The organism is Shewanella vesiculosa, from assembly GCF_009994065.1.
Classification (GTDB): Bacteria; Pseudomonadota; Gammaproteobacteria; order Enterobacterales; family Shewanellaceae; genus Shewanella; species Shewanella vesiculosa.
This window is the reverse complement of record NZ_JAACSD010000003.1, coordinates 398,977-413,595: the sequence shown is the minus strand read 5'-3', so window position 1 is coordinate 413,595 and position 14,619 is coordinate 398,977. Positions and strand designations below refer to the sequence as shown.

The 14,619-nt window shown below is 38.3% G+C and carries 10 protein-coding genes; 8 read left to right on the top strand and 2 right to left on the bottom strand.

Going from position 1 to position 14,619, the window contains the following annotated elements:
- Nucleotides 1-7: 7 nt before the first annotated feature.
- Together GW828_RS01825 and GW828_RS01820 are read right to left on the bottom strand one after the other, a co-directional pair.
- Nucleotides 8-1,081, bottom strand: coding sequence for an efflux RND transporter periplasmic adaptor subunit (locus tag GW828_RS01825; protein ID WP_182757121.1), 1,074 nt, complete (start codon nt 1,079-1,081; stop codon nt 8-10).
- Nucleotides 1,082-2,032: 951 nt separating this feature from the next.
- On the bottom strand, nt 2,033-2,524 hold the full coding sequence (locus GW828_RS01820) for an OmpA family protein (protein ID WP_182697086.1): 492 nt from the start codon (nt 2,522-2,524) through the stop codon (nt 2,033-2,035).
- 320 nt (nt 2,525-2,844) lie between these two features.
- On the opposite strand from GW828_RS01820, the gene GW828_RS01815 reads away from it, so the two are divergent.
- From GW828_RS01815 to GW828_RS01780, 8 genes are read left to right on the top strand one after another with little or no spacing between them, the layout of a single operon-like run.
- Complete coding sequence (locus tag GW828_RS01815) at nt 2,845-4,833, top strand: serine/threonine-protein kinase (RefSeq protein ID WP_273056999.1); 1,989 nt, start codon at nt 2,845-2,847, stop codon at nt 4,831-4,833.
- Nucleotides 4,834-4,886: 53 nt separating this feature from the next.
- Nucleotides 4,887-6,227 carry a type VI secretion system-associated FHA domain protein TagH gene (tagH, locus tag GW828_RS01810; RefSeq protein ID WP_273057001.1) on the top strand — a complete coding sequence of 447 codons (1,341 nt, stop codon included), beginning with the start codon at nt 4,887-4,889 and terminating at the stop codon, nt 6,225-6,227.
- Between the two features lie 18 nt (nt 6,228-6,245).
- Nucleotides 6,246-6,716 (top strand): type VI secretion system lipoprotein TssJ, encoded by a 471-nt coding sequence (tssJ, locus tag GW828_RS01805; RefSeq protein ID WP_124015780.1) that lies wholly within the window; start codon nt 6,246-6,248, stop codon nt 6,714-6,716.
- Nucleotides 6,717-6,740: 24 nt separating this feature from the next.
- Entirely contained in the window at nt 6,741-8,069 is a 1,329-nt protein-coding gene (gene tssK / locus GW828_RS01800; RefSeq protein WP_273057003.1) for a type VI secretion system baseplate subunit TssK, read from the top strand.
- A gap of 25 nt (nt 8,070-8,094) precedes the next feature.
- Nucleotides 8,095-9,384, top strand: coding sequence for a type VI secretion system protein TssL, long form (tssL, locus tag GW828_RS01795; RefSeq protein ID WP_273057005.1), 1,290 nt, complete (start codon nt 8,095-8,097; stop codon nt 9,382-9,384).
- A gap of 23 nt (nt 9,385-9,407) precedes the next feature.
- On the top strand, nt 9,408-12,956 hold the full coding sequence (tssM, locus tag GW828_RS01790) for a type VI secretion system membrane subunit TssM (protein WP_182757118.1): 3,549 nt from the start codon (nt 9,408-9,410) through the stop codon (nt 12,954-12,956).
- Entirely contained in the window at nt 12,938-13,669 is a 732-nt protein-coding gene (tagF, locus tag GW828_RS01785) for a type VI secretion system-associated protein TagF (protein ID WP_182722282.1), read from the top strand. Before tssM ends, tagF begins: the two co-directional genes overlap by 19 nt.
- Nucleotides 13,660-14,433: a PP2C family protein-serine/threonine phosphatase gene (locus GW828_RS01780; protein WP_273057008.1), complete on the top strand. Its 774-nt coding sequence runs from the start codon at nt 13,660-13,662 to the stop codon at nt 14,431-14,433. Before tagF ends, GW828_RS01780 begins: the two co-directional genes overlap by 10 nt.
- Nucleotides 14,434-14,619 lie beyond the last annotated feature (186 nt).

The following is a 14,619-nucleotide window of genomic DNA, read 5'->3' as shown; positions in this document are numbered from 1 at the left end:
CGCTCCGTTATCGAATAGCAGCGAAGCTAAGTGGGGTAATTACTTCTACCAAGGCTTGGTCTTTAAGATTTTGCTGACCGCGGATGACGATTTGTTCGCCCGCTTCTACGCCTGATAAAATTTCTACTGTGTTATTTTCACGAAAGCCCAAACTCACTTCTCGTCGCTGGGCCTTAGCGTCTTTAATCACATACAAAGCTTGAGTGTTGTCTTGGTTGATTAAAGCGTTATAAGGTACTGTAAGTACATCTAAGTGGGTGTCGTATTTAAGCTCAACCCGTGTAAACATGCCTGCTTTTAATGTTGCATCTTCATTAGGTACGGCTAATGTCACTTTAAAGGTGCCGCTTTGCGCATCTACAACAGGGCTAATTCGCAGTACCTTAGCATCGATAATATTAGATGTTGTCCCTTGATGTTGTTGAATAATACTGGCTTGTTGCCCAATACGTAAGCTAGCAAGTTGCTGCTCTGGCAAATGCAATATACCGTAAAGCTGGTCCTGGTTTACCACATAAAACAGTTCTTGAAACTCTTTAGCCATATTGCCGGCTTTGACATAACGTTCGGCAATAACGCCATTAATGGGCGAGACAATTTGGCTTTCCTTAACTTGTAATTCGGCTAAGTCACGTTGCGCTTTCGCTGCCTGTAAATTGAATTCGAGTTTAGCCATTTGATCTTGGCTAATAAACTCTTTGTTATTCATTTTATTTAAACGATTTAGTTCTTGTTGAATAATTTGCACTTCGGCTTCAGATCGATTGAAATCATAACGCTGACGTTTGGCATCAATTACCGCAAGTATTTGCCCCTTAGTCACTCTGTCGCCTTCTTCAACATTTATAGTTTCAATAATACCTGCAATACGGCTCATCACATGGGATTCCTGTGGTGCCTCCAGTGTTGCTGTCGTGCTGTAAAAAGAAGAAACATTGCCTGTGGCGACGAGTGCTGTTTCGACTGGAATAGCAAATTTTTGTTCTTCTTTTACTTGCTCTTCTTCGCCAGTGCAACCGCTAAGCGCAGCAATACAAAGTAAAGGGAATGCTATTTTTTTCACGTTGATGAACCTATCCATGTGGTACCTGCCAGTATTCTATATGTAGTTAAATGACGTGAGTCAGCTTATGTTATGCCTAAGTAAGTAAACGTCACGTGTTATTTGTTATCAATGTTAATTAACAAACAGTTAAGCACTAAATGTGCCATATTTTATTATCCATATATAACAGTAGTTTACATTTTTTATTCGATGAGGTTAGTCATATTGAGAATGTTAAATTGGTGAAAATAATTAATTGTTGGTCTAATAGATTAATTGGGATTCATCACTATTGAGTTCATCAGTTACTGTGGTTGGTTCTTGGTCTAAAAGTGAGTGCATCCGTATCTAACCGTAAGTAAGGGCGAGGTATTACTGATTAAAGGAATCGCTATTTTTTCTTATTAGTATTGCTATAAACGGGATGGCTTAAATGATGAAGTAAAGCTAAAAATTTTATGTGCTAAGTGTAAAAAGTTAAATGTGAATAATCAATAATCAATAATCAATAATCAATAATCAATAATCAATAATCAATAATCTTTTCAGTCGTAGCGTAAAATGGATAATTAATAGTGCAATCCAGAAATAGTGGCGGTAATTAAAGATAATGAAATTTCATGGGACACTGTGTAAGCAAAATTTATTGTTAAAGTGTCACACGATAAAACATCCTTGATGATGCAGTATTGTTTCTTCTAGATTTTTATGAGGAAAATTATATTTATAAAGTTAACTAAGCTGAAGTAATAATATTTTTATAATTATAATTATAACTATAACTATAACTATAACTATAACTATAACTATAACTATAACTATAACTATAACTATGGCTGAGAATGATAATGGCTTTAAGATTGAATGGTTAAGGTGGCGGGTGACGTTAAAGGGCTGTAATAATTAAAGTTCAGCTTAACAGTAAGCTGAACCTTAATTATGAGAATAATGTTAACTTAATATTATTTCAAATCACTCAAATAAAATTTAAGAAGATTTGTCAGTAATGATAAAGTCAACTCGACGAGTTTTTGAACGCTCAGAGCTGGTTAGTCTAACACCATTATCTTCAATAATTTTAGTGCTAGAAACTAACTGATCGTATGACGCACCTAAAGAAACTAAGTACTCTACGATTCCATCAGCACGACGTTGTGCCAGTGCTTTATTGTACTTTATAGTACCTTTATCGTCGGTTAAACCTTGAATGTTAAGTTCTTTATCGACGTGGTTAGCTAAATAAGTAGCAACGCAAGACATGTGCGCATCAAGCTTACTGTATGACTTATCGCTATTCAGTTCGAAATACACAGGTCTAAATCCTACAATCATTTCATCATCTGTTTGTAAGGTATATTCAATACACTCTGGAGAAATTGAAAATGTTTTGATGGGTTCTGATACAGTAACGGGTGCTGATTGACAGCCCGTAAGTGCTAATAACACAACACCTGCTAATGAAAGATTGATCGGTCTCATATTTGACTTAATCCTTTAAAACTGTGGTCCATTAAAAAGAAGACGTAAATTACCGATTATGTTTTATTGGGTCAATAGGAAAACGATATTTTTGATGATTTGATATTTATTTATCTTAATAAGACATACTTTTTAATGTGTTTTTATTTCAATACATACTAATGGGTAGTTAATTTAAACTGATTTATATAAAATTTATTTTGCTGGTTTTTAAATGTTGTTTTTTGAGTTTGCTTGCTGCAACATATTGTGGTTATTTTGATTCACTAGGACGTTAGTTTACATACTTTAGGATAATATCAAGGGATTAACCTGTACTTATGGATAAGAGTAAAACACCAAATAACTTAGCTGAAGACAAAACTGTCATAGCAGGATTAGACAATTCTGAAAATAATGCTAACAAAGTTAATTTGATTGGCAAATGTTTCAAAAATCGATATTTAATTGAATCAAAAATTGGTCATGGAGGTATGAGTGATATATACCGTGCCAAAGACCTGTACTTAGAGTCGTTAAATGTCAGTGAGCCATTTGTTGCAATAAAGGTATTATTGCCTCAGTTATCTGATATACCCGAAGCTCAACAAGTCCTGATTAAAGAGTCGGTGCAAACCCAAAAACTCTCTCATCCAAATATCATCCGAGTGTATGATGTTGATACTGATGATGGCTTTCACTTTATGGTCATGGAGTGGTTAGACGGTGAATCATTAGACCAAGTCATTAAACGTTCCAAACCGATGGGGATTAATTTCAAAGGATCAATGAAAATCATTGATCAGATAGCTTCAGCCTTATCGTATGCGCATCATCAAGGTATTGTTCATACAGATTTAAAACCATCGAATATTTTCCTGACTCGCCAAGGTAATATTAAAGTCTTCGATTTTGGTGTTGCAAAAAACTTGCAACAAAGAGAAGACCGCTACGCACTTGCTGAGGTAGATCAAGACTCATCATTAACAGGTTACACTCCAGCATATGCTAGCTTTGAACAGCTAACTGGCGAAGATGCTTGTGCGGAAGATGATATTTTTGCTTTTTCATGCATTAGCTATGAACTGCTTACAAGTAAACATCCCTATCAGCGTGTCGCAGCAAATGAAGTTGACGTTACCAAGAATAAATTGGTCAAGCCTAAGCATATCAGCATGTCTTTGTGGCCTACACTCAAAAAAGGCTTGGCACTCAAAAAGGCGCAACGAGCATCATCAATTGATCAGATAATCAGCACTTTACACCGTAAAACTTGGCCGATTTTAACTGCCATTGCAGCAGGTACTATTTTGGTTATTGGGGGATTTCAAATTCAACAATACTATCAAGTGCAATTAGATAACTTGAATAATAAAGTGGCGATAACAAATAAGGCAAAAAGTGAAGTTCAAGCATTTGAGTTTATCCCAGCTTCAGACTTATTAGCCCGAATTGACAGTATTCCTGAATCTAAAAGCATCATTAAAAATGGTCTATTAAAAACACATCAATCAGAAGTGTTGGATATCGTTGAACAACGTATTGCTTCCTTACCTAAAAGTGATAATGGCCTCTATCAGGATTATGTAAAAATAGCTGAAGTTATTAATGATATAGAGCGTTTTTATCCTGATTCAGTTCGTTTGCTGCAAATGAAAAATCAAGCTGAACGAAGTAAACAATTGGTTGTTGATGCTCTGTCTGAACGTTTGAGTCTTTTATTATCTCAAGCTCGTTATAACGAGCAAGGGACCAATAATATTAAGGCTATTGTTGATGGACTAAGCTTTGTTGAGCCTAATTATGTATATCTTGCTAGTAATGAAGAATATACGCTCTATGCAAGCACCTTTGATAGTGCATTAAAAAAACACGATATTAATCAAATTAGCGAACTTATCACTACGGGTGAAAATGTGTTTGCAAACTATCCTGAAGCTAAGTCTTTAATTGCCTATGGTGCACAATTAAAAGTTGCCGTAAAAGCATTGAATGAGTATCACAATGCGACGGCAAAAGGCAAAACTGTTGATTATCCGTATGACGCCGCTGAGGTTTATTATCGGGATACATTTGAGCAATTAACCGCAAGACTAAAAGCGATTGATGATCCCAAAGATCTACATGAATTTGATAAAGAAGTAAGAGATCTTGCCACAAATTTACCTGATGATTTTGATCCCCTACTGACGCTTGATAAACGTCTCGCGGCGTCATTTTTACGCCAGGCAAACGTGTATCTAGAAAAGCAATATCTGAAAACTGCCAGAGAGTTATTTGCTCGGGGTAATGAAATGTATGAACGTCTTAATGGTGTTCAACGTTTATAGCTCTGTAGTGATTGATCAATCGTTGTATGTTGATGAAGGAAGATGTAATAAAAATGGAATTATCGCTAGAGATTTTGAGCTATCACAGGTTATCTCCTGAGCAAATTATAACAAAAACAGTTATTAATACTTTGACGCTAGGTCGCTCAGATACGTGTGATTGGCATTTACCCGATCCTGAAAAGGTGGTTTCTGGTACTCATGCTCGGATCACTAAGCGCAGTGACGGTTTTTACATTGAAGACTTATCAACTAATGGTTTATACGTTAATCGTGCCGTTGAAGCCTTGGGCAGCAATCGTGAACATAAAATTGAGGTCGATGATTTATTCACTTTTGGTGATTATGAAATCAGTGCTAAATTGCAGAGTTTACCTACCTCTGAACACACTCATCAGCAACCCAGTGTACAACATGCTCCTGTTGCAACAACCTTGGATGATCATCATGCGTTATCGACTTCATCCTCATCAATTCTTGATACTGGGTTTGAGTCTGATTTAGCTGGATTTGATTCTGCAATGTTGCTCAAGCAATCTCGGCAACAATCAGCAGGTCTATCGCAAATGAACGCTGATTTACAAGACCACTTTCAACCACCTTTATCTATCCCTGAAGAATGGGATAAGGATATTTTTGGCCAACATTCTCAAGCACGTCCTAGCTCTACTGTTGCGCCAGAACCCAAAGTGGAAGTTGCTCAAGCGCCTGTGATACCTGTTGTCGAGACTAAAATAGCAAAAGCAGACGTTAAAAAAGATGCTCCTGTGATACCTGAATCAAAGCCCTCGATAAACACTCAAATTACTTCAGCATCAGTGTTAAGTAAGGCTTTTTTTCAAGGTATGGGAGTAAATCAACAAGACTATGAAAAGGTGCTAAGCGAAGAATTGATGTTTGAATTGGGTAAGAGCATGCAATCTATGTTAACCGGACTCATGGATTCTTTACGCCAACGTTCAAAGCTTAAAACTGAGTTTCGAATTAATCAAACTACTTTTCAGCAACAGGAAAATAACCCATTAAAATTCTCAGCCAATATTGATGATGTTTTCCAAAATTTATTTTTAAGAAAAAGTGCCAGCTTTTTATCATCACAACAAGCTATTTCCGAGGCATTTAATGATGGCCGAAAACATGATGCTGCATTAACGGCTGGGACGTTAGGCGCTATCCGAGGGTTATTAAATCAATTAGATCCTGAGTCTATTGAATCTAAAACACAAAGCCAATCTCTGGCAGACATGTTAGTACCAGGACAGAAACAAATGCGTCATTGGAAGCTATATAAAAGCTTACACTCAGATTTGAAACACGAATTTATGCAAGACAGTGCTGCAGCATTATCAGATGATTTTGTTAAAGCATACGACAATAAAATCAAAACGTTATAATTTACTAAGGGCTATTAAATGACATTAAAGTTAGGTCTATACCGAATCATATTAGTAAGCTTTTTATTACTTAACTCTGGTTGTAAAACAATTAATGCAGTTGTTCCTCCATCAACAGACGTTACGTTTAATGCCAGTGCTGACATTAATCCAGACATTAATAATCGACCATCACCTGTGGTGGTTAAAATATTTGAACTATCTTCACGGACTATCTTTGACACGCAAGATTTTTTTACCCTTGATGAGTCTGCTGAAAGCGTTCTTGGTCCCGATCTTATCCGTAAAGATGAGTTGGAATTACAACCATCAGAAACCCGTGAATATGCGATGACATTGGGACAAAACACACGGTTTGTTGGGGTGATAGTCGCCTATAGAGATATCGATTCCTCTCGATGGCGATCGGTCGTCGCCGTCGATCCTACTGGCTATGATGATGTCACTATCAACATAGAAAAAATAGCAGTGTACAACTCTGAAAAGTAATCGTTGTGAATAAATAGGGAAATTATGAGCGATTTTAGCCCAATAGCATGGACAGAGGGCATGTTTCTTCGTCCACAACATATGCAGCAGCAAGAGCGTTTTCTGCAGCATCAGCAAGCGCGTATGGCCAAAAATAATAATCCACTGGCCTGGGGGATTGTAAGCTACGAAGTCAATTATGGCTTGCTTCCGTTAGGGCAGTTTGGTTTAGACCGTATTGATTGCGTATTTCCGGATAATACTCTGGTTTGCTTACCAGAGCAGAGCCTATTGCCGACATCTATTACAGTCCCAGCAGGAACAATTGATCAATTGGTCTATCTCGTGCTGCCTGTTGCCAAAAGTAATGGTGTCAATATTTCATCTTCTGAGCAGAATCAAATTACCCGTTACATCTATGAGGATCATAACATTGTTGATACCAGTGTTGGCTCAGATGCAATGGAAGTGCTACAAGTGGCAAAATTGGACTGCCGTTTCAAGTTACAGAGTGAAGATCGTTCTGGATATGTGTCTATTGCCATCGCTCGTGTTATTGACGTATCAGAGGAAGGCGTAATTCGGTTAGATAAAAAGTTTATTCCTGCATGCACAGGCATCGAACACATTAAAACCTTGATGAATATGACCACTGAAGTTACGGGCATGATTAATCAGCGTGCCGAAGCGATTGCGGCTCGATTAAGTCAATCTCAAGGGACTTCAAGTTCGATTGCCGATTTTTTAATGTTGCAGCTTTTGAACAAATATCAGCCTATTTTTGAACATTACGCAGTCGTTAATCATATCCATCCGGAATTGTTATACCGCACATTAATCAGTTTCTCAGGTGAACTGTCAACATTTAGCAGTCCTAATAAGCGTCCGCCTAAATTCCCGACTTATCAGCATGATAATTTGACCTATGTTTTTAGCAATACAATGGTCATTGTCAATCATGGCTTAAGCAGTGTATTAGAACAAAGTGCTACGGAACTCATTCTTGAGAAGACCAAATTTGGGGTATATTTCTCGACTATTGCAGACAAGAGCATGCTTGATAATGCTGAGTTCATTCTTGCTGTTAAAGCTAATGTGCCGCATGACGAGCTACGTCAGCGTTTGCCTTCGCAAATCAAAATAGGCTCAGTTGAAACAATCCGTGAACTGGTTAATAACCAATTAGCAGGCATTGGCATTTCAAATTTACCCGTTGCGCCAAGACAAGTGCCATATCACGCTGGTTATCACTATTTCCAATTAGATAAAAATAATAGCCATTGGATAAAGCTCAAATCGAGTGGCGGTGTTGCTATGCATATTTCTGGCGCATATCCAGAGTTACAACTTGAACTTTGGGCTGTGAGTATTTAAACGCCAAAACATTAAGGATAATTTTGTGAACGATAAAACCATCGTTAAACCTCGTCCAGGGAAAGGGGCGGGTATGGCTGGCAATAAAACAAAAGTCGATGATGATAGTCAAAAAACTCTGATCCAAGAACAGCGTAATGATAATCGGGATAATCGCTCGCAACTTAGTCTATCGCAAAATCCGTTAGTTGATTTTGCGGGCACGCTATTATCGATCTGTACTCAATTACGAAACAGTACCCAGCATGATGACGTGAACACATTACGGGTACATTGCGTTGAGTTGATCAAGCATTATGAACAGCAGCTTCGTAATGCAAACTTAGCATCTGATGACATTAAATCTGCCCGATATTGCCTGTGTTGTTTTATCGACGAAGTTGTACTCAATACGCCTTGGGGAGAACAAAGCTATTGGGCATCTGACAGCTTACTGTCGACTTTTCATCATGAAACCTTAGGCGGTGAGTATTTCTATACTTTACTTGATGCATCGCTGCGTCATCCTGCAGAAAAATGTAATTTGCTTGAACTCATGTATTTATGTTTAACCCTAGGTTTTGTCGGCAAAATGAGAGTTGAACCTCAAGGCGATCAAAAACTTGAAGCATTACGGGAAAAAACCTACTTAGCGATTCAATCCTGTAAAGGCGACTTCCACCGTGAATTATCTCCTGGGTGGCGACAGAATATTGTGCCAAATTTAACCTTTCAACAGCCATTTCCTTTATGGGTGATTGGGGCATTATTTGGCGTGGTCATATTATTTATTTACATGGGCTTTAGTTATAGCATTAACCATTATTCATCAGTCGCTTACAAAGAATTAACCTCAATAGTTCCATGGGAAAAAACCGTCGAAGCGCAGCAACAAATAAGCCGTGATGAAGCCTTATTGCTGCAACAACTGTTACAAACCGAAATAGGCAAAAATCTCCTCGAAGTAGAGCAATTAAGTGACCGAGTGAGGATCCGCATTGGTGCTACTGAATTATTTGCGTCAGGTAGCACCCAACCTCGTTCAGATTTTGAAGCCATTCTCGCTAAAATTGCCCGCACACTTGAGAGTACTGATGGCAAAATATTGATCACGGGTCATACCGATGATGAACCAATTTTTACCTCTAAATATCCATCAAATTGGCATCTTTCGCTGGCTAGAGCCACATCAATTGCAAATGTTCTCGCTAATAACGCATCGTTAAGTGGTCGTCTATGGCCTGAGGGGCGAGGGGAGTCTGAGCCTCGTGTTGTTAACGATAGCGAACAAAATCGCGCGTTAAACCGTCGAATCGAAATCGACTTATTGTTTTAATGTGACATAAAGGAATAACATAAATGTCTTTGAAATCAATTGGCAAGGGAATTGTCGATACACTTAAATCTAAATGGACTATTACCATTATAGGTTTTCTGTGCTTAGCATTACTCATTTGGTTTGGCGGCCCATTGGTGGCAATCGCCGGCTATGAGCCATTAGCCACCGCAGCTTCGCGGATTATTCTATTACTTGTTATTGTTATCATCTTTGGGGCAATCCATTTTTCTCGGCAGTTGAAGAGCAAAAAGCAAAGCGAGAAAATGGTTGATAGCTTAATTAATGGTGAAGACGATAATAGCGCGTCGGGAGATGATTCTGCGAAAGGTGAAATCACTGTTTTACAGAATAAAATGACCCAAGCGTTAGATATTCTCAAAAATACCAAGCTCACTAAAAATAAAAGTATTTACGAATTACCCTGGTATATCATGATTGGTCCACCAGGAAGCGGAAAAACGACTGCAATTCAGCATTCTGGTTTGGAATACCCATTAAAAGAAAAAATGGGTGTAGACATGATTGAAGGTGTCGGCGGCACAAGACACTGCGATTGGTGGTTTACTAATAAAGCAGTATTAATTGATACGGCCGGTCGTTATACCACTCAAGATAGCCATGTAAAACAAGACTCTCGTGCATGGCAAGGATTTCTGGGATTATTAAAAAAATACCGTCCAGTTCGCCCCATTAATGGTGTCATCATCAGCATGGGCATGTCTGATCTATTAAACCAAACTAAGACAGAAAGAAACTTACATGCTCGCGCAATCAAACAGCGATTACAAGAGCTGCAAAATCAGCTTGGTATGACTTTTCCTGTGTACGTATTGTTTTCTAAATCTGATTTAGTTGCAGGTTTTAATGAATTTTTTGACGATTTAACTAAAGAAGATTGTGAGCAAATTTGGGGTATTACCTTCCCTCTCAATGCCGATACCGAAGACACTGATATCGTCAGTTCATTTAATAAGGAATTTCACGATTTATTACTTAATTTAAACGCACGACTCAATAGCCGTTTGAAAAATGAGCGAGACCTAGAGCGCCGTGCTGCAATTTATGAATTTCCTAAACAGCTGAGATTATTACAAAGTTCTGCTGATGATTTTTTGAAAGAAATTTTTGCTCCCAATGCCTATGAAGAAGCCCCATTATTACGCGGTGTTTATCTCACCAGTGCGACTCAAGAAGGCACCCCAATAGACCATCTTTCTAGTCATTTATCCAGTGGGATCAAGAGTAAAACAAAAACATTTGCAGCCAATAAACAACGAAGCTACTTTATAAAACGACTGTTAGAAGACGTTATTTTTCCTGAGAAAAACTTAGCATCAACCAATCGTAAACATACCAATCATAACCGACTGTTACGAAAAGTCTCAGTGGGCGTGGCCGCTGGCGTCACCTTGCTTGCAAGTTATTTTTGGTGGCAAAGTTATGATTGGAATCGCAAGTTGATTGATGATACTTATCAAGGTGTTAGTGCCTATAAAACCATTACAAATGGTGGGTTAAATGCTAAGTCAGATGTGATTACATTAACCAAAGGCTTAACCTTAATTCGTGATCTACCTGTGGGGTTTGGAACCGATAAGGCCGAGGACGCACAAACCTTTGGTTTGTACCAAGGCGATAAGCTCAAGCAGCCTGCTACAGCCGCTTACCATCGCGCACTAGAAACGCATTTGATGCCTTTCTTACAAACCGTGCTAAGTGATGAAATGGATGCCAATGGTGATCATCTTAATTATTTATATGAAACATTAAAAACATACTTAATGCTCTATTTCCCTGAGCATTTTGATAAGAGCGATGTTCAAGTGTGGTTTTCCGCTTATATTGATAGAAACCTTGTTGGTGATGTTAATCGTGATGTGCGGGTACAACTCAACCAGCATATTGATACCTTGCTTTCTTTGGGGATTCGAGGTCATCAGTATGACAGTTCGACAGTTGATAGTGCTCGAGTTAATTTAACCATGTTGCCACTGGTTGAACGAGCTTATCAGCGTTTGAAAAGTGATTTTGCAAATAGCAGTATTCCAGACTTTAAGCTGGTCGACATGTTGAGTTTAGACAGTTTAGATGGGCTGATGTTCATCAGTGGCCGTCAATTCAATCAGGGTATCCCAGGGCTTTATACCTTCAATGGTTTTCATGGCATTTTTAATATAGAAAAGAATAAAATAGTTAAGAATCTAACTGCCGACAGCTGGGTTTATGGAGACGATTTAGTTGATTTAGATGAGCAAGCTAAAGCGCTGATAACCCAAGAGTTAGAAAAGAGATATATTCGTGATTATATTTTTTATTGGGAAGATTTCTTAAATGATATCGCGATTAAACCCTATTCTACCCGCGAAGAAGCTGAGCTCGTTACGGCAGCGCTTGCCAGTCCTGATCAACCGATAAAGACCATTATTGCCGCAGTACAGAAAAATGTGAATTTAACCAAACTGCCGGCAGAGTCGAATAATTTAAAGGCTGCAGCTGAAGTGGCAGATAATCTGTCGGATATCGCCTTTCGTTCTAAAAAAGCACGCTTAAATCGCCTGTTACCAGACACTGATATTACATCAGAGGAGGATTTACCTGGCCAAGATGTTGAATATGCTTTTGCTGAGCTACTTAAAATTAATCTTGCAGACATTGATAAGATTCAAACCACCTTACGAGCACTTAATCGAAATTACACTAAGTTATCATTGCAAGCTGATGGGCAAGGTAATGTAATCAATCAAGCCACAGAAGAAAGCTTTGCTCAATTAGGCATGGCTTTATCTGAGCAATTGATTGATTTACCAAGTCCAATCAATAATTTACTTAGTGATGTTGCATCCCGTACACGCTCATTTGCCAAATCAAATCAAAGTCAGCGATTTAACGGTATTTGGCGGTCGCAAGTATTGGCTGAATTTAACCGAGCCATTGCTGGACGATACCCATTTGATCGTAAATCTAAAGAAGATGTCAGGTTAAAAGATTTTAGTAAGTTTTTTGGTTACGGCGGTACTTTAGATAAATTTTGGGATCAATACTTAGCCGCTCATGTGGATACCAGCAAAAAACCTTGGCGTTTTAAGCGTAATATTGGCATTCGTAATGACATCTTGGAAATGTACCAGCGCGCTGAAACCATTAAAGAAGCATTTTTTGAGCCAGGCTCTAGGCAGCCTATTGTCAATTTTTCATTGGAACCTGAATTATTAGATCAGAATGTGAGTATGTTTTTATTTGAATTAGACAGCCAGCAGCTTAAATACCGTCACGGTCCTACTCGCAAAGAGTTATTTGTTTGGCCAGGTCCTGGGGCAAATAACGAAACTCGAATTGCATTTTCACCGCCTAATGGTGGTCGCTCAATCAACAAGAAGTATGAAGGTGAATGGTCATTCTTTAAGTTATTGGATGAGTTAAGTAAAAAGCGTCCACAAACTAAAAAAGATGGCAAATTACTTATTGACCTTAAAGGTTACAGTGCTGTACTTAAATTGACAGCAAACAGTGTTAACAATCCATTTTGGATGGCAAATATGGAGACGTTTAGATGTCCTGCGAACCTTTAACATCAGTAGGTTACTGTGGAAAAGTCCCGTCAAAAGGTGACTTTATTCAGCAGAACTTGAATGTTGATTTTCTAAAAAATTGGAATGACTGGCTACAAGCTGTTATTGCGGTGAGTAAAGAACAAACTGAACATAATTGGTTGGACTATTACCTCACAAGCCCTATATGGCACTTTTCGTTATCTGCAGGTGTTTGCTGTGATCAAGCTGTTGTAGGCACAGTGATTCCTAGTATCGATCATGTTGGGCGCCACTATCCATTTACGCTGGCCGGATTGCACAACCAATCTGCTTTAAGAGGATGGCAAGAAAATCAGTGGGTTGATGTTTTTGAAAAACATATATTGCAAGTTCTTGAAGATGAAACTGTTCTAGAGCATTGGCTCGAAACTATTACTAAAGAGCCTCTTTCTGTTGCTGCTAATAACGACAGATTTGTCGAAAATGAATCTCTAGACCGAAATAAGAAAGCATGGGTATTTCAGGGGGATAACTCACCTGATGTACTGTTATTACTGGATCAGCAATACCGAAAGCGCTTTGATTGTTACAGTATATGGTGGACTGAAGGATCTGATGAAGTAGGGCCATGCACTATCATCACAGAAGGCTTACCGCAAATAAGTCAATTTATCTCTATGTTAAATGGTCAATGGGGACAACGTGGTTGGAATACTGCGGAGCTTATTAAGGAGCAAACTCCATGCACTTAAGTCACGCATTAACTCATAGAGGAACCGTTAGAGAAATTAACGAAGATGCTTACCTTGAGTTACCACATTTAGGTGTCTGGGTCGTTGCTGATGGAATGGGTGGACATGCCGCCGGAGATGTCGCCAGTCAGTTAGTTATCGACGGCATCCAGCAGGCTGTTGAGCACCTTGAAGCAGAAACAATTACTTTAGAGGTGTTAAAAAAATCACTAATTGATAGTAATCGTATATTACAGCAAATGAGTGAACATGATTTTGATGGCAAGGTAGCTGGCACCACAGTCGTTGTGCTGTGGCTATATCAAGATAAATATCATTTGCTATGGGTTGGCGATAGTCGGATTTATTTGATGCGTGATCAGCAAATGAAGCAAATGACTAAAGATCATAGCCAAGTTAATGACATGATTGATGAAGGGCTTCTTTCTCCTGAAGAGGCGGAGACACACCCTTTAGCTAATGTGATCACGCGAGCGGTAGGTGTTGATACTCAATTGGACATAGACTACCGAACCGATAAGGTAAAAGATGGTGATGTTTTTTTACTCTGTAGTGATGGTTTAAACAAAGAACTAAATGATATTGAGATTGAAAGAACAATAAAATCTGGAAATATTATTGATTCAGGATTAGCACTACTTCACGCTTCATTGGTCAGAAATGCAAGAGATAATGTTACGTGTATTTTAGTCAAGAACTCACATAAGAACATTAATATTATCGATGATAGCGATAAAACCATACCGATATTTAGTCACACTTAATAAGTTGTCCTTATAATAGAGAATATAAATGGGTTGTAACGTTAATATTTATTATAAGTGTTATTGTTTTTTGTATGGACAACATTACTTATGATGTAATTCTTTTGGGTGTAATTATTTCGAATGTAATTACATAGGATGTTTTTTGTTTTCTTTATTATCCATTGTGATTAGGTGTGGGCAATA